15 protein-coding genes and 1 tRNA gene are annotated in these 16,675 nt (G+C 40.0%); 9 read left to right on the forward strand and 7 right to left on the reverse strand.

Annotated elements, in window-relative coordinates:
* Window positions 1–843 precede the first annotated feature (843 nt).
* Window positions 844–1,521, forward strand: a complete 678-nt coding sequence (gene queC / locus V7K25_RS14690; protein ID WP_335159063.1) for a 7-cyano-7-deazaguanine synthase QueC — start codon at window positions 844–846, stop codon at window positions 1,519–1,521.
* Window positions 1,522–1,566: 45 nt separating this feature from the next.
* Here queC and V7K25_RS14695 read toward each other — a convergent pair whose 3' ends face one another.
* Window positions 1,567–2,961, reverse strand: a complete 1,395-nt coding sequence (locus V7K25_RS14695) for a hemolysin family protein (RefSeq protein ID WP_335159065.1) — start codon at window positions 2,959–2,961, stop codon at window positions 1,567–1,569.
* Window positions 2,962–3,091: 130 nt separating this feature from the next.
* A complete protein-coding gene (locus V7K25_RS14700; RefSeq protein ID WP_335159067.1) occupies window positions 3,092–3,793 on the reverse strand; it encodes a hypothetical protein in 702 nt (233 codons plus the stop codon).
* A 296-nt stretch (window positions 3,794–4,089) separates the two neighbouring features.
* On the opposite strand from V7K25_RS14700, the gene V7K25_RS14705 reads away from it, so the two are divergent.
* Window positions 4,090–4,162 (forward strand) — tRNA-Ile (locus V7K25_RS14705).
* Between the two features lie 172 nt (window positions 4,163–4,334).
* Here the strand turns inward: V7K25_RS14705 and V7K25_RS14710 are convergent.
* Window positions 4,335–4,769, reverse strand: a complete 435-nt coding sequence (locus tag V7K25_RS14710; protein WP_335159068.1) for a hypothetical protein — start codon at window positions 4,767–4,769, stop codon at window positions 4,335–4,337.
* Between the two features lie 100 nt (window positions 4,770–4,869).
* Between V7K25_RS14710 and pyrE the strand changes: the two genes are divergently transcribed.
* On the forward strand, window positions 4,870–5,493 hold the full coding sequence (gene pyrE / locus V7K25_RS14715; protein ID WP_335159070.1) for an orotate phosphoribosyltransferase: 624 nt from the start codon (window positions 4,870–4,872) through the stop codon (window positions 5,491–5,493).
* Between the two features lie 195 nt (window positions 5,494–5,688).
* On the opposite strand, the gene V7K25_RS14720 is transcribed toward pyrE, so the two are convergent.
* The gene (locus V7K25_RS14720; RefSeq protein ID WP_335159072.1) at window positions 5,689–6,369 is read right to left on the reverse strand and encodes a polysaccharide deacetylase family protein; all 681 of its coding nucleotides are present in this window, start codon (window positions 6,367–6,369) and stop codon (window positions 5,689–5,691) included.
* 296 nt (window positions 6,370–6,665) lie between these two features.
* Between V7K25_RS14720 and V7K25_RS14725 the strand changes: the two genes are divergently transcribed.
* From V7K25_RS14725 to V7K25_RS14735, 3 genes are all read left to right on the forward strand, one after another.
* Entirely contained in the window at window positions 6,666–7,520 is an 855-nt protein-coding gene (locus tag V7K25_RS14725) for an RnfABCDGE type electron transport complex subunit D (RefSeq protein ID WP_335159074.1), read from the forward strand.
* An 11-nt stretch (window positions 7,521–7,531) separates the two neighbouring features.
* The gene (locus tag V7K25_RS14730) at window positions 7,532–8,917 is read left to right on the forward strand and encodes a DUF2330 domain-containing protein (protein WP_335159076.1); all 1,386 of its coding nucleotides are present in this window, start codon (window positions 7,532–7,534) and stop codon (window positions 8,915–8,917) included.
* Window positions 8,918–9,119: 202 nt separating this feature from the next.
* A complete protein-coding gene (locus V7K25_RS14735; protein ID WP_335159078.1) occupies window positions 9,120–9,770 on the forward strand; it encodes a sigma-70 family RNA polymerase sigma factor in 651 nt (216 codons plus the stop codon).
* A 256-nt stretch (window positions 9,771–10,026) separates the two neighbouring features.
* Here the strand turns inward: V7K25_RS14735 and V7K25_RS14740 are convergent, their stop codons facing one another.
* Window positions 10,027–10,965 carry an alpha/beta fold hydrolase gene (locus V7K25_RS14740; RefSeq protein WP_335159080.1) on the reverse strand — a complete coding sequence of 313 codons (939 nt, stop codon included), beginning with the start codon at window positions 10,963–10,965 and terminating at the stop codon, window positions 10,027–10,029.
* 107 nt (window positions 10,966–11,072) lie between these two features.
* Between V7K25_RS14740 and V7K25_RS14745 the strand changes: the two genes are divergently transcribed.
* The gene (locus V7K25_RS14745) at window positions 11,073–11,957 is read left to right on the forward strand and encodes a shikimate dehydrogenase (RefSeq protein ID WP_335159082.1); all 885 of its coding nucleotides are present in this window, start codon (window positions 11,073–11,075) and stop codon (window positions 11,955–11,957) included.
* Window positions 11,958–12,136: 179 nt separating this feature from the next.
* Window positions 12,137–13,597, forward strand: a complete 1,461-nt coding sequence (locus V7K25_RS14750; protein WP_335159084.1) for an RNA-directed DNA polymerase — start codon at window positions 12,137–12,139, stop codon at window positions 13,595–13,597.
* Here V7K25_RS14750 and V7K25_RS14755 read toward each other — a convergent pair.
* On the reverse strand, window positions 13,481–15,061 hold the full coding sequence (locus V7K25_RS14755) for an NERD domain-containing protein (protein WP_335159086.1): 1,581 nt from the start codon (window positions 15,059–15,061) through the stop codon (window positions 13,481–13,483). The two genes, V7K25_RS14750 and V7K25_RS14755, sit on opposite strands and share 117 nt — an antisense overlap.
* Before the next feature lie 121 nt (window positions 15,062–15,182).
* Entirely contained in the window at window positions 15,183–15,452 is a 270-nt protein-coding gene (locus tag V7K25_RS14760) for a hypothetical protein (protein ID WP_335159090.1), read from the reverse strand.
* On the opposite strand from V7K25_RS14760, the gene V7K25_RS14765 reads away from it, so the two are divergent.
* The gene (locus V7K25_RS14765; protein ID WP_335159088.1) at window positions 15,352–16,554 is read left to right on the forward strand and encodes an alpha/beta hydrolase; all 1,203 of its coding nucleotides are present in this window, start codon (window positions 15,352–15,354) and stop codon (window positions 16,552–16,554) included. The genes V7K25_RS14760 and V7K25_RS14765 overlap by 101 nt on opposite strands.
* Window positions 16,555–16,675: the final 121 nt, after the last annotated feature.

A 16,675-nucleotide genomic window follows, 5' to 3' on the forward strand; every position in this document is an offset into this window, starting at 1 on the left:
ATTCGGTTCTGCCACTGACATGCTATCTTGCACTATTATTCTCTCCTCAACCACCAAATTTAGAGACGCTACGGCCGTTGGCGTTTATACTCGAAGGCCAGTTACGATCCGTCTAAAACCATCCAGATGGTAACATAGAGCCTATGTTTATGAAGAATTTCAAAGTTTATCATCGGTTCCCGTAATCCAAATATCTTTTGTATAGATAGTTCGGGTTTGTTTTGGATTTTGCACTTTTTATAATAAATATATGTCTTTTATGTGTCTTTTTATTAACTTTAAAACATTCAGTAAGACTTAAGTGTAAATTCTTCAAATTTCTAAGTAGCGGCTTCCTCTGCTCCGACTTGACTGGAGGTTACATTTAGGCCATTAATTACCGGGATTAATATCTAATTGATACTACTAAAATTACAAAGTCATGAAAAAAGTAACACGTATGCTTTTTGAAAGAAAAATGCTATTGGAAATTATCGCTACTGATTAATTGAAAAGATTTTTGTATGATTATTTGCAGCATCCGTCCTAGACACATACTCCTGCAAAGAAGCAAGCTATGCGTAGTGTGTGGTAGACAAGAGATTACACTGATTTTTGAAAAAAACTAGTACGCAAGGCGGAAGTCACGCATTCGCGCATACTTGTATCCCAATATCTTGCGCCATTTGAAATGGTATGTTTATTTACGCCGTGCTGCACTACTGTAGATTGTTTCTTTAGAATATCTAGGTGCGGCATTATTTGCCATCACTCACAGGGTTGAGAAGTGACTTTGGCATTACTTCCTGCCCAGAAATGTTGAGGTGTAATTTGGCGATTTAAAATCCAAAATTTGCAACAGAGATGAAAGCTGTAATTCTGTTATCTGGGGGATTAGACTCTTCCACAATTCTATACAAAGCTAAGGCTGATGGCTGTGAATGTCATGCGATTTCCTTTGATTACCAGCAGCGACACCGACGAGAGTTACAGTCAGCCCTGACTGTTGCTCAAAAAGCTGCGATCGCAAAACATCAGGTGGTTAATTTTGATTTACGACAATGGGGTGGTTCAGCACTTACCGATGATGCCATTGATTTACCCCAAGAGCGATCGCTGGATGAAATGTCTCAAAATATTCCTGTCACTTATGTTCCGGCTCGTAATACCATCTTTTTAAGCTTTGCTCTTGGTTACGCCGAAGCGATCGCAGCTGAACGTGTCTATATCGGCATCAATGCTTTAGATTACTCAGGATATCCTGACTGTCGCCCCGACTATATCCAGGCAATGCAGGAAGTTTTTCGTCTGGGAACCAAACAAGGGCGTGAGGGACAACCAATAAATATTGTTGCACCCCTGATAAACCTGAAAAAAACTGAAATCATCCAACTGGGGAACCAATTGGGAGTTCCTTGGGAAGTAACTTGGTCTTGCTATGCCGGTGAAGATGTCGCCTGCGGTGTATGTGATTCTTGTCGCTTGCGGCTAGCAGCTTTTGCCGAATTGGGACTTGTTGATCCAGTGGCCTATGCTTCTTAAGTTAGGAGTTAGGAGTTAGGAGTTATGAGTTTTAATTCCTAACTCCTAACTCTCAACTCCTAACTCTTCTAACCGTTGCAGTTGAATTTGATGTAGGCGTGGGCCAACAATTGATACTACGGTGAATTCGAGATTTTGATAACGGAAGGTTTCGCCAATGGCCGGAATTTTCTGTAACTGATACAGCAAAAAGCCCCCTAATGTCTGATATTCTCTTGTCAAGGGCAAATTGAGATGTAAAACTTCGTTAAGGTCTTCGAGGTTGATCTGGGCCTGTACTAAAAATTTATGCTCATCTAACATCTGAATCATCAAGTCGTCGTTGCTTTCAGATTCGCTCGCGTCGCCAATGATTTCGGCAATGACATCTTTGATTGTCACTAGTCCCACGGTAGAGCCAAATTCATTCACTACCATGACCATAGCTGGTTTCTCTTGCTGCATCATTGGCAAAAGCTCACTCAGGGACGTGTGTTCGGGAACAAATCGGGCGGGACGCATCCAAGGTTGGATTTGTGTCTCTAAACTGAGCTTTCCTACAGCTAAAGGTTGTGCCAAATCTTTAAAATAAACAATGCCGCGAACATCATCTAATGATTCACCAATTACGGGATAGCGAGAGTAACCAGTAGCAGCCATTTCCCTAAGTAATGTCTGGAAGGTAGCATCTTTTGGCAGCGTGATAATACTGGTGCGCGGTATCATCACATCTTGGGCCATAACATCCCCAAACTCAAAGACATTATTGAGCAATTCTCGCTCCGCACGCTGTAAACCAGTAGACCCCCATTCTGTAGAGATAATCAATTGCAATTCTTCGGGAGTCACAGGTGGCCTCCAGCCTTGACCTGTGTATTGGATGCCAAAAATCCGCAATAAAAAACGAGTTGATTGGTTGAGAATCCAGATAAAGGGGCCAAAAAAACGCACGATCGCTTTTACCGAAGGCCCCAAAAACCTAGCTAGCTGTTCTGAGTACAGCATGGCTAAGGATTTAGGACATAATTCTCCGATCACAATTTGTAAATAGGCAATTAAGAAAAAGGCAATGGGAATTGATAGAGAATGCGCCAGGAAGGTAGTCATGCTACTTGGTAAAGGCCAGGATTTTAACCATGCATTTACCAGCACAACAATCGTACTTTCGCCAATCCATCCCAATGCCAAACTAGAGAGAGTAATACCTAGCTGAGTTGTAGATAATAGTCGGTCAATACTACGTTGTAGCATCTCGACTGCGATCGCTGGAACATCCCCAGCCTTAACTAGCTGGTGAATACGCGATCGCCGCACGCTCACCATCGAAAATTCCGCCGTCACAAAAAAGGCATTTATGGCAATCAGTAGTAGCACTGACAATAACCGTAGCGCCACATCTGTCCAAATTAAATTAGGAAAACCAATCACCACCAAAGCTCGTGTAAAACTCACGCCCTCCATTTAGGGGGATTAAGGAATGGGGAATAGGGAGTGGCGAGTAGGGAGGGAGATGAGGGAACAAGGAGAATAACCATGCCCAATGCCCAATGCCCAATGCTCAATGCCCAATGCCCAATGCTCAATACCCAATCTACCTTTCTACAGGAATATTCAATGCCTCTAGCTTCAATTCTTGAGCGGGATAATCAGTAAGAGCAAGTGATATTTTCTTGACATTATCAAGTAAAGCTGTGGGAATACTCACTGTACCTGTAAATGCTGGCCCATTTGCAGGCAATTCTGTTGGTAAACCCTCTGTACTAGCACTCAGGGTTCGTCCTTTATCATCGGTAACATCTAAAAAACTATACAGGAAGCGGACAGAATCTTTACCTTTGTTCTGCATTTTCACTTTCAGTAGCAAATCACCACCAGAGTAGCGGACAGATTGTACAGACATGGTTACGCCCTCACTCAAGGCAGTAACTGGAAAACCTGGCTGGAGTTTTTCTTCAACCACTGCTGGGGGTTTTTCCTCTGGCTTCTGCTTGCTGCTATTGGTTTCTTCATCATCGTCCTCTAGCTTTTCCGATTTAGCAGCCTTGGTCTTACCCTCAATTCGCGCTTTAACAATTTTCAGAATTTCGTCCTCTTTTAATAGCACTAGTCCTCCCTGTTGGGAGCTATTTGCCTTATTACTGGCAAATTTTGTTATAGGACGCCCATCTGGTGTAGTAACGCCTTTAAGTGCTGAACTACCTAGTCCAAACCCCAAAAGGGCACTCACAGAACCTGCTCCCATCATTAGGATTAACAAAACCAAAGTAAGAAGTACAGTAGAATTTATTTTCATTGCTGACAAGCTATCACAATAGAATGCTGGTCTATTTAAGAATAGTGAAGCTTTTGACCTCAATCCTTAAAGGAACTTAATCAATATTAGTCTGCACTATTTTATGATTAAATTATGTAGTATAAAAATCTGATAAGCTATTGTCGAGTATTCACAGGTGTAAATCTGTGCTATAATTACGCAATTGGCTAAACTTAGAGTGGGTGAGGTATTTTACTCAGTCTAAAATTAGCAAATCAGGTTGACCTAAGAGTTGAAGTAATTGACTCTTATAAACCCGAAAGCCAACAAAATAAGCGCCTTTGGCCGATTGGGGAGGCAACGAACTCATAATTCGTCTTCAGGCTGGTTCGATTCCAGCAGGGCGCACTGAACGATTAAAAAGTAGTAATAGACGGATAAAGGGCATTAGGCAATTCAATTTTAGATTTTGGATTGACTATATCGCAGCTTTAGCGACGTAGGAGCGTTTTTTTAGATTGGAATTTAATCCAAAATCCAAAATCCAAAATCTAAAATTCTTACTCCCTACTCCCCAATATTACCGAGGTGGTAAAGTTTCAAACTTGAATTCAGTTCCCACTTTGAGTTTGTTGCTATTGAAACGCGGAGACATCATTAATGATGTGTCATAAGGATTTGGTAAATCAGGAGTCCGAATATATGGATCGTTGCCAACTTGCTGAGTCAGGACATCATGATATAAAGTGTTAAGCAGCTGAGCATCGCGGGCAATTTCATTTTCTGGAAAGGAACCACCGAAACCGTAACCACCTCCTATTAGTGAGTCTAGTTGGCGCTTGAGGCTACCATTTTCATAAAAATTGCGATCGTGACGAAAATAAGCTCGCTCAAATACATCATTCGTAGTTTCAGTTTTGGGGGTTTCGGTTTGGGCAGATGCAACAGAGGGAAAAGCAATACCAGCAGCAAGTAGTACCAATAAACCACCAAAGGCTTTAAATTTTATACCCACGTTCCTAACTCCTCAATTTTTGGGCAATCTTAATTTATGCTTAAGTTCAGAACTCTGATGAGTTCAACCTTTGGTGTAGCACAACTTTTAATGTTTTGTAATGACGTATCCTACTGAAACTCTTACCCACTCAAATATTTGGGCAACTACTGCTGATTTGACTATTTTGCGCCACAAGCTACTAGATTTATTTTCTCAACTTGCTTATCAAGAAGGTGATTTTCTTCTCGCTTCTGGGCTACGTAGTTCTTATTATGTAAACAAGACACAAGTAACACTCCACCCTCAAGGTGCTTTGGCAGTCGGACGATTGCTGTTTCCTTTGCTACCTATAGATACACAAGCTGTAGGTGGTTTAACAATGGGGGCTGATCCAATTGTGACAGCAGTTAGTATAGTTTCTGTTTATGAAAACCGCCCGATACCAGCGCTGATTATTCGCAAGGAAGCTAAGGGTTATGGAACGAAAGCTTATATAGAAGGCCCCAGTTTACCAGAAGGTGCAAAAGTAGTAGTTTTGGAAGATGTGGTGACAACTGGGCAATCTGCTTTAAAAGCAGTTGAGCGTCTTAAAGATGCAGGTTATACCGTAAGTCAAGTAATTTCCTTGATAGACCGACAGCAAGGAGGGAGTGAGTTGTACCAGTCAGCTGGGTTGAAATTCGAAACTTTGTTTTCGATTCAGGAAGTTCAGGAACGTTACCGACAACTTGCGAATTCATAAGTGTCGCTTGCCAAATTATTTGACAATTTGACACATTTGTGAAATTTAAAATATTACTCTTAAAGCCCTAATAAGGGTTTTATTATTTTAGGCTCAAAATAGCCTTTACTGCACTGACATCGCAGAAAATGCTTTTTCGATTTCTTCTTTGGTTGTAAATTTCCCAATACCAATTCTTAACGCTCCCTCAATTAATTAATGGTTAGTCTTAGCTTGCTGCCATAGAGTATCAACAGTCACAAACTCATAGCCTTGTTGTAGCAGTTTCGGAATGAGAATTTGGATTGTGGCAGCAACATCTTGTCCACCGCAAGCACCATCATGCAAGACAATCAGCGAACCATTTTTAACCTGCTGCATAATTCGCTCTACCACAAGGGTTACACCTGGTCGCACCCAGTCTTCTGGTACAACACTCCACATAACTGGACGGTAATTCCACTGAAAGAACAATTTTAAAGTAGCAGGTGTAAATAAACCATTGGGGGGGCGGACATCTCGCACTTGTTCAGGTTGCAGGTTGCAGGCATTGTAGATGGCAACTTGGGTTTTTTCTAAACTGTCCTTCAGGTCATTTGGAGAAAGCATGGCAAAAGAGCGATGATCGTAGCCATGCAATCCGATCCAGTGTCCGCGATCGCTAACGGCTTTGGCAATGGCTGGTGAACGGCTGACGCAAACACCCAACCAAAAAAAACTCGCTGTAATTTTGTAACGGTCTAACACTGCCAAAACTTCGGGTGTGTATTGAGGATGGGGGCCATCATCGAATGTGAGGGCGATCGCTTTAGTATGGGGATTTCCAGCCCAAAGGCAGTTGGGAAAACTCGGCTGGAGAATGCGGTAGAAAATTGGGAACAGGGGAGCTAGCTGCATAAAGTTTTTTCTTTTTTTGCGTAATCTTGCATAAATACACTGATTACTTAATGTTGATAACTATTAAACGTGGGAACCATAGCTTAAATCGCTTATATCTAGAACTTACTGTACAAACAGAGAGTTCCAGATATAAGCCCTCCTTATAGAAGAGCATAGAAGAGCGATCGCTTTGGTATAGCAATCACCACTCCAAAATCATATTTTGTAAAAAATCTGTTAAGAGCAATATTTTTTGACCTGGTACTCGTCTAAATTCAAGAAAAATCTACGAATAAACACTACATGAAAAGTTAATGTTGTTCAAAGATATACGAGATTATCAAATATCATTTCTGGGCTTGTTCCTAGTTGTGGGAATCAGTACACGAGACTGGACATTGCGATCAGAATTGATTATGGTATTAATTGCTACTTGCTTGTTAACCCAATGGATATTGTCATGGCTAACAGGCAAAGAACAAATGCCCAATCTTCGTAGTGCTTTAATTACCTCATTGGGACTCAGTTTACTGTTGCGGGCTGATCACTGGACGACAATGGTAATAGCCGCAACAAGTGCGATCGCTAGTAAATTTCTCTTCAAATTCGGTGATAAGCATTTCTTCAACCCTGCTAATTTTGGCATCATTTCCGCCTTAGTTCTCACCTCCGATGCTTGGGTTTCGCCCGGACAATGGGGTGAAGAGTGGTGGTATGCGCTGTTATTCGCTGGGACTGGCGGCATGGTTTTGCAGCGCATTGGTCGCTGGGACACTACAGCCGCTTTTTTGGGTAGCTATTCCTTGCTAGAAGCAATTCGTAATCTCTGGCTGGGTTGGACTTGGGATGTTTACTGGCATCGGTTGATGAGCGGCTCGTTATTGTTGTTCGCCCTATTTATGATTACAGATCCGCGATCAATTCCCAATTCGAGAATTGGGCGGGTAGTTTGGGCAGCTTGCATCGCTGGATTAACTTTTATCCTGCGAAATTATTTCTTTATTCCCACCGCAGTCTTTTGGGCACTATTTATCCTTGCCCCGTTGAGCATTCTGCTAGATATTCTCTGGTTAGCCCCACGATTTTCTTGGCAAGAGAGAAAAACAGGTGTAGAGACGTTGCAATGCAACGTCTCTACAGACATCATCGACCTCAAGATTAAAATATAGAGGTATAAAAAATGAAGATTTTTCGACTTTTAACGCCATTACTGTTGACAATTGTCGCAGTATTTTGTTTTGCACCCGCAGCTTGGGCATTTTGTGGATTTTATGTAGCCAAAGCTGATACGAAGCTGTATAACAAAGCTTCTCAGGTGGTGATAGCACGGAATGGCGATCGCACCGTCCTGACGATGGCAAATGACTACCAAGGCGAAGTCAAAGATTTTGCGATCGTAGTACCAGTGCCAACAGTGGTACAAAAAGACCAAGTTCGCGTTGCCCTACCCAATATTATCGAGCGCCTAGATGCTTTTAGTGCGCCGCGATTGGTAGAATATTTTGACCCAGATCCTTGTGCCCCACTACCACGATTTTTTGATAAACTACCTCTCGCAGCAGCACCAGTAGGTAATATTACACAAGTTCAGAGAAGCGATCGCAGTTTGGGTGTGACGGTAGAAGCGAGTTTCAATGTGGGCGAATACGACATCGTGATCCTCAGTGCTAAAGAATCTGGCGGACTGGAAACTTGGCTGACACAAAATGGCTACAAAATTCCTCAAGGGGCGAAACAATTACTTCAGCCCTATATCCGTTCCTCAATGAAATTCTTTGTTGCCAAAGTCAACTTGGATAAATTTGAGGAATCTGGTTATCAGTTCTTGCGTCCGCTACAAATTTCTTATCAATCACCCAAGTTCATGCTGCCAATTCGTTTAGGCATGATTAATGCTACGACAGAGCAGGATTTAATTGTCTATATCCTCTCACCTCAAGGAGAGGCACAAATCACTAACTATCGGACAGTAAAAATCCCTTCCAACGTTAATATTCCCGTATTTATCAAAAATGAATTTGGTGAATTCTACAAATCCCTGTTCCAAACCGCTTACACCAAAGAAGGCAAGAGAGTCGGCTTTTTGGAATACGCTTGGGACATGGGTAGTTGCGATCCTTGTTCTGCCGATCCCCTTACCCAAGAGGAACTCAAGGAAGCAGGCGTATTTTGGCTAAATGATAATTCTCTAAGTAAGCAAACTAAGGTTACACCAATCCGCAAGTTTGTTCCTCCCGCTTTTAACAGTAACGTCTTCATCTCCCGTCTGCATGTCCGCTACACTCGCGACACATTCCCTGAAGACTTGATGTTCCTATCAACTGCTAACCGTGAATTATTCCAAGGGCGTTATGTTTTGCAATATCCATTTGAAGGGGAACTGAAGTGTGAGGCAGGTAAAAAATACAAACAGTCTTTGCCCAAGCGTTTTGAAGAAGAAGCGCAGACTCTAGCTAGGTTAACCAATGGAAATATCCAAGATATTCGCAAAAAAATGAACCTGAGTGTCGGAAATCTCACATATTCCTTGTGGGAAAGCTTCTTGTATAACATTGGATTAAATTGAGGGGAATGGGGAGCAGAGGGCAAGATGTAAGGAGGAAGTGAAAGGCTTAATGCAGGTTCTTTTTCCCCTTTTCTCCCTGCCCCCTGCCCCTTTTCCTCTTCCTCAATGACTAAAAATCTTGACTAAAATTCTTGACTAAAATTCTTTAGACTGTTGTTATACGCAATACTAAGATATTCTTGCTTTCTTCGCCAAGATTCTCATGGTTCAATTCGATGAACAGCTACGCTACTTAGTTAGCGAAGCCTGTCAACACCCATCTGGAAGTCCTCAGCGTCAGAAGCTGCTCACGCAAATTATTCGCTTGAGTACAAGTAGACTCTGGAGAGAAAGTACCCCTTATTATCAAGATGCACTACAACAAACTTGGTTGTATTTTTGCCGCAATGTTTGTGAAGGTTTGACAGGTCAAACCTATGACGCCACCTATGGCAGTGTCATCACCTGGCTAAATGCTTACTTAAAACGGAGACTACAAGATTTTTACATTAACCAGAACCGGGAACAAGCCATAACAATCCCTCTTTGGGTTCGTCAGTCTACATCGGGTGGAACAGGTGAAACTATTGATCCTGTAGATAATCTCCCTGCTACCCCTCAACCACCTCCCATTCTGGAAGACTTGGAGATATGGGCTAAGACAGATTCTGAAGGAGAACTGTGCAGTACTTACATTAAAGGGCGTCCAGATGTGAATTGTCAGGTATTAATTCTCAAACGCCTACCGCCAGAAGTTAGCTGGAAAGAATTATCTGAAGAATTTAGGCTGTCAATTCCGACATTAAGCAGTTTTTATCAGCGCCAGTGTTTACCACGTTTGCGTAAATTCGCCGAATTAGAGGGATTGTTATAAAAATACGTTGGTTTCAGGCTTTTGTTAGTTATCCTGCGATGCCTACGGCGGTAAACTACGTAAATAGACCATGCTATAAGGCAATACGGTTCGGATAAGACTCGATCCCCCCAACCCCCCTTAAGGGGCCTAAAAATGGCTCTATTTCCCCCTTTTTAAGGGGGACTAAGGGGGATCTTTAAGACCTATGCACCTTAACTGAACCGTATTGTGCTATAAGGGCACAGCAATGCTTGTGCCCTTGCGAAGGATGTGGTCACTTAGTAATAAACAAAACCCAATCGCCTAAAAGTTGGTTTACTTTATCAGGTATTTCATCATGAGGACAATGACCGGCTGTTAGAAAATATTCTCTAAGTTCAGGATAATATTGACGAAACTTCTGGGAACGTTCTCTAGCATTCATCCAAGGGTCAGCTTCTCCCCACAACATCAACAATGGACAAGTTAATTGCTTTAGTAGCACATCAACTTTTTCCCCTTGAGGAGTGCTAAAGACTGACACAAATACTTCCATTGCACCAGGATCGTAAGCAGGGCGAGCAATTTCTTCTACTAACTGATCTGTAATTGCACTTTTGTCAAGATAAACTTTTTCTAGAGTTTGGCGAATTACCCAACCTTGGCGCACGTATTGAAATAACAAAAACTGGGCTAAAGGTTGTTGAAAAATCCATTTAGTGCCGTCACCAAGAAGTTTCTGCAAAGTAGCGGGTTGTTTGGGAGGCTGAACTTCCGATTGTAAAGCTTCCGGCTCAGATGTCGCCTGGCTTTCGCTAAAAGGCCCTGCACTATTGAGCAAAACTAAACCAGCCGCACTGTCGGGACGTTGTGCTGCAACACACAAACAAGCATAGCCACCAAGGGAATTACCCGCTAATACTGCTTTTTGACCAATAACTTCACTGATAAAATCATGGAGTTGGTCGCGCCACAAGTCAGCGCTATACTGCAATTTCGGTTTTGCCGATCGCCCGAATCCTAAAAGGTCGATCGCAAATACTTCAAAATCTTGACACAATCCTGTGATATTCTTGCGCCAGTGGTCTGTGGAAGCACCAAATCCATGTACCAAAAGCAAGGGCGGATGTTGCGCTTGCTTCTCTCCCGCACTCACATAGTAAACATTGTGCCCGCGCCACTGCCAATATTTACCAGGAATTGGGGTTGTAGAGGGGGCTGTAGTTGCCTGCATGATTCAAAGAATTGTTAAGTAGCTTTTAATAATTGTAGGCTAGTCCAAGGAGTGGGGGAGCAGGGGAGGTTGGGGGGGAATCACTAATGATTAATAACTAATAACTAATGACTAAAGAAAGATTAATTACAGGCAAAACTAAGCTATTAGGGGTAATTGGACATCCAGTTGAGCATTCGCTCTCGCCAGCGATGCATAATGCAGCAATCGCTCATTTAGGATTAGATTACGTTTATCTTCCCTTTCCTATAGCACCACATAATTTAGAAATAGCGATCGCAGGTTTCGCGGCGATTGATGTTGTCGGTTTTAGTGTGACAATACCTCATAAACAAGCAATCATAACCCTACTCTCAGAAATTACCCCCATTGCCCAAGCTATAGGCGCAGTAAATACTGTTAGTCGCCAAAATAATCAATGGGTGGGGACAAACACAGATATAGAAGGATTTATCGCTCCTTTGCAGACGACATATAAGCAAGATTGGAGTCAGAAGGTAGCAGTGATTTTAGGCAATGGTGGCGCAGCTAGAGCAGTTGTAGCAGGTTGTCACCAATTAGGTTTTGCGAAAATTCATGTTGTTGGGCGGAATGTGCAGAGATTACAGGAATTTGGCAATAGTTGGAATAATTCACCTATAAGTGAAAATTTAGAAGTTCATCAATGGGAAGAATTGCCAAAGCTAATTCCCCAAGCTAATCTGCTGGTAAACACAACCCCCATAGGTATGTATCCCAAGGTTAATGAGTCGCCTTTGAGTGTAAAAGAAATAGCAAATTTACCAAAGGGTGCGATCGCTTACGATTTAATATATATTCCGAAACCGACGCAATTTCTAGAGCAGGCAGAAAAACAAGGCGCAATTGCGATCGATGGTTTGGAAATGCTAGTTCAACAAGGAGTAGCAGCATTAAAAATTTGGTTGCAGCAGGAAACTGTGCCTGTAGAAGTTATGCGCCAAGCATTGCAAAAGCATTTGGGTTTGGGTTGATAGAGAAATAATTTGATCGCGCTGCATGGCGGCAGGGTAAACTTAATGCGCGAAGACTGACGTTTACTCCATTAATTTTGCCAACTAGGTGTTGATTGTTAGTAGGTATTCTTCATGCCGCACCAGTCTAAAAACGCTCAAATCTCACAACCTTTACTTTGCTGTGTGATTATTGAAGGATGCGTAGCGAATTGGGCAGAACGGCAGATGTTAGATTAGACTTACTAAAAGCCAATAAAAGCACTTTTAATATAAGCAATCTAATGAATAAAGATTTTTTGATTGACCAGATAAGGAAGAGAGAAGTTTTTGAAAAAGCTTATGTATATGCCATATCGTACAGAATTACTCATGATTCTTACTGTAACTTTATTGAGATAGATTACTATAGGCAAAATAAAGAGAAGTTGTTTAAAGAGATTGAATCATCTCTTGAAAATCCAAATTTATACGATGCAGAAACTGCATTTTCTTACTATCTACCAAAATCAGATATGTTCTTCAGGAGAATGATATACACTCCATTTAAAGACTTAGTAATTAAATTTATTTTTGTATCTGTATTAGCTGAATTATTGGACTTTACGTTTGTTCAAAATTGCTTTTCATATCGCCTTGAGAGAAATATTGAAAAAAAGAAAAAATCCAAGGGACATTTATATAGGTATTACTATGAAGGGGTTAAAGAATTTATCGCTTGGCAATTAGCACAAGTTGATAACAGCAGTTGTATGCTGAAAACCGATATATCGTCTTTTTATGATTCTATATCCCACGAATACTTGCTATTAGCAATTTCAAAACAAATTAATATAGGAAAAGACACACATTTCTTGATTCTTTTTGGTAAAACTTTGAAGTTCAAAATCTGTTACTACTCAATTGTGGATGGTAAACTAAGTGAAACATATAATAGTCAAGGTATACCTATAGGAAATGAAGCAGAAGGATTTATAGCCAATATATTTCTGAAGGAAGCTGATGAAGCATTATTTAACTTGGGTATAAACTTTGGAAGATATGTAGATGATTTCCGTATTTTTACAAATAGTAAAACTGATGCGGTTAAAGCCTCAATAATATTACAAGAATTTCTTTTAAAGATAGGGGTAAATTTGAACGTTTCTAAAACCAAGGTTATAGAAGCTGAAGAAGAAATAATTAATTTTATTGAAGAGTCAAAGGAAAGTGGAGTTTCTGCAATGCCATTTCAAGAAGAGGAATATGATGAAAGCAAGCAAGAAAAAAAGCTAAATAAAACAGATATAATAAAAGAAAATGATTCAGAAAAAGTAAGTATACATAAAGAATCCTATTATTTAGAACATCAAACAGAATTTTTAAAAATAGAAGATATTAATAATGAGGATAAAGCAAAACAGTTTGGTAAGTTTTTGAACGAAATTCCATTAGGTATAGAGCTAGAAACTCTAATATTTAGTGAGCATATAGAATGGCTTTACCAATTATCTAAAATGTATCCAAAACATGGAAAATTATACTCTTGGTTATTTGTAAAGTTTTTATCTCAAGATTATAGTGATGATGTCCAAAGGATTAGCTTGAAATATCTTTTCGCTGTATTTGATGATGAGCTTGTCAATACATTTATTTGCAATATCCCACCTACTTGGGATTAATGTTTTTGTCTTCTCAAAGAATAGGATTATCACATCACTTTCTAGCCCTTTATACATCCCTACATTTGACCACTGAAGAGTATTTGGATCTTTATTAGAAAATGAATACTGCTTGAGATGAAAACGATTGATATGCGAATAATCTGAAAGTATGGACTTAGCCAGTGGATACATATCAGTTAATATAACAATTTGGCTAGGAATAAGATTCTCTTTATCAACTAAATTTAGAATATCTTCTTCTAACATCCTAAATATTTTATTCGTTTCTTGGTATAGTCGTTCTATAACATTCCTTCCCTCAATAGACGAACTCTTTATTGGATGAGTACAGGATACAAATGGCTTCGCATACTTGAATATTTTGTCAGTATTTCGACAGTTCTTATCCAAAACATTTGGGATTACCTCAAGTGCAAACTTATTTGCATTCTTTGAAATATTTTGATTACTGTCTTGAAAAATGTAGAATATTCCATCATCTGGAATAAACTTGCTTAAGTCATTAATTTCCTGATGCTCAAAGTCTTGTCCTTCATCAACAATAATTGCTGTAAACTGAAATTTTACCTTATAATTTTTTGCCTTTACTTCTTCATAGCTATAAACTACGCAGTACCCTGATTGGATTTCATGTTGTAATGATGCTGCAAGATATAGTGAAAGATTATTAGATTTACAAATTATTAGTGTTCTTATCTTATGTTGACACAACCTTCTAGCTTTTTCTATTGCTAATTGAGTCTTCCCTGAACCAGCGCATCCTAGAATTATGCACTTATAATGATGATACAGGTAATCCAAAATATTGAATTGTTGCTCGGTTAATTGAAAAATCTCTTGTTGTATTTCACCAATATCATTGGCAATATATTTTTTAAACTTACTACTTGGAGATATGAGGTCAACAATTTTTTCTGTCCGATTATTTCCAAGTTTTGTAACTTTTCCCTTCGCGTAGTAACTGAAAACAGAAGAAATCCAGCTATTAACATTTTTTATTTGAGGACGTAAGAGTAATATTTCTTGTGGTGCTTCAGAAGGGAGTCCATTTATAACCTCATCGACATCAGGGAAAATAACACATTGTCCAATACAAAAATCTTGCACTAAAAATTCGCTGTGCTTACTAAGAAAATCCCGAAATTTGTATTTAATCTGTCTAGCTTGCTCAAAGGGAGATATTTTCATCCTATTTTCATTTTGATGCCAAGCCTTATCAACAGAATCATATCTTATCTGTCCTCCTTTAGCTTCTACTATGAGTATTCCTTTATCAGGATGAATAATTATGAAGTCAGCTTCTCTATCTTGAACAACATATTTGATATGCTGCCACTGCCACCATGCTCCATGAAAAACAATATAATCATCACTCAGGTCTTTTGCAAAAATTTCAAATAGCTTCTTTTCAGCATTGCTCTTTGTTGTTGACGATAACTTTTTAGGAATCATTCTTGCCATAATTATTCACTTGCGAGTTAGGATAATTAGTTACTTTGCAATATTACTCCGTACATTATCATTTAGTCATTAATTATGTTACATTACGACAACAATCTAATGGAATACTAATCAGGCTTGATCATGGTACTGCGATCGCAGCAAAAATTAAGTAAAAATATAAAGCTGTGTGGCGTGGCAATGAACTGAGCGATCGTCGAACAAAATCGGCAAAACTAGCATGACCAAAGTCTGTTTTGATCCATGTAGCGTCCTTACAGAACACATCATTGATGTCATTTATTTCGTCTATGTTCTTTAAACCCAAAATACTTTTATCATGGCTTGCATTATTACTCAGTTTTGCAAGCCTATTTCTCACTTCTTGGATTCTTCTTCCGGCTCCAAACATGTTTTTACTCACCCTAGCAGTAGGAGCGCCAGAAATCAGTCCTTGGTTATTGTTATTAAATTTGCTCTCTTTATTACTTGCTTTTTTCTACATTCGTCGCCGTAAATTACAACGTTTAGCTTGTATTTTCAGCTTAATAGGATTGCTAATTTGTGCATGGGTGCTAGTGAATATCCCACAAACTCAAATGCAGATGGCTAAAGCTATGAAACAAGGATTGGGAGCAAATTATCTAGAGCAAATTCCAGTCCAAGTAAAGGCAAAGATGCAAAACCATCCCTTTGATTTAGTTAATTCCTTCCGGGGTATTGCATTAGGTAAAACACGTCATCAAAAAGATATTCTTTTTGCTTCTCCTGCGGGAGTGCCTTTAAAAATGGAAGTTTACCAACCCTCAGAGGTAGGCAAATATCCAGCAGTGGTGGTAATTTACGGTGGAGCTTGGCAATATGGCAACCCTCATGCAAACTCCGAGTTTAATCAATATATCGCTCATCAGGGATATACAGTATTTGCGATCGCCTATCGACACGCACCTAAATATCGGTTTCCAGTTCAGTTAGATGATGTGCGTACAGCCCTAAATTTTATTCGCAAACATGCAGCAGAATATGAAGCCGATCCAGAACGGATGGTACTTTTAGGGCGTTCTGCGGGAGCGCACCTAGCAATGTTAGCGGCTTATCAACCAGATGCACCACCTATTCGGGCTGTGGTGAACTATTACGGGCCTGTTAATTTAACGGAGGGATACAAAACACCACCAAATCCCGATCCTATTAACACCCGCGCTGTTTTAAAAGCATTTCTCGGTGGTTCTTTAGAAGAATTGCCTAATCAGTATGAAATTGCTTCACCAATAAATTATCTGACGCACCCTTTACCACCAACTTTATTAATTTACGGCAGTCGCGATCATTTAGTAGAAGCGCGATTTGGCAGACAAATGTATGAACGTTTACATGATTCTGGTAATACTGCGGTTTTTCTAGAAATTCCTTGGGCAGAACACGCTTTTGATGCTGTCTTCAACGGTGTGAGCAATCAATTAGCGTTATATTATACCGAGAGGTTTTTGGCGTGGGCGTTGTTCAAGCAATAATTTTATTAACATACACTTAAATTTCAGGTTCTTCCGCTAGTTTTATGGAGAATCAATACTAAAATGCCAGTTTAATAAACTGCGTAATCTAAAATTGCTAAAGTTACGAAAGCCATATCCA

Source organism: Nostoc sp., assembly GCF_036919495.1.
Taxonomy (GTDB): Bacteria; Cyanobacteriota; Cyanobacteriia; order Cyanobacteriales; family Nostocaceae; genus Nostoc.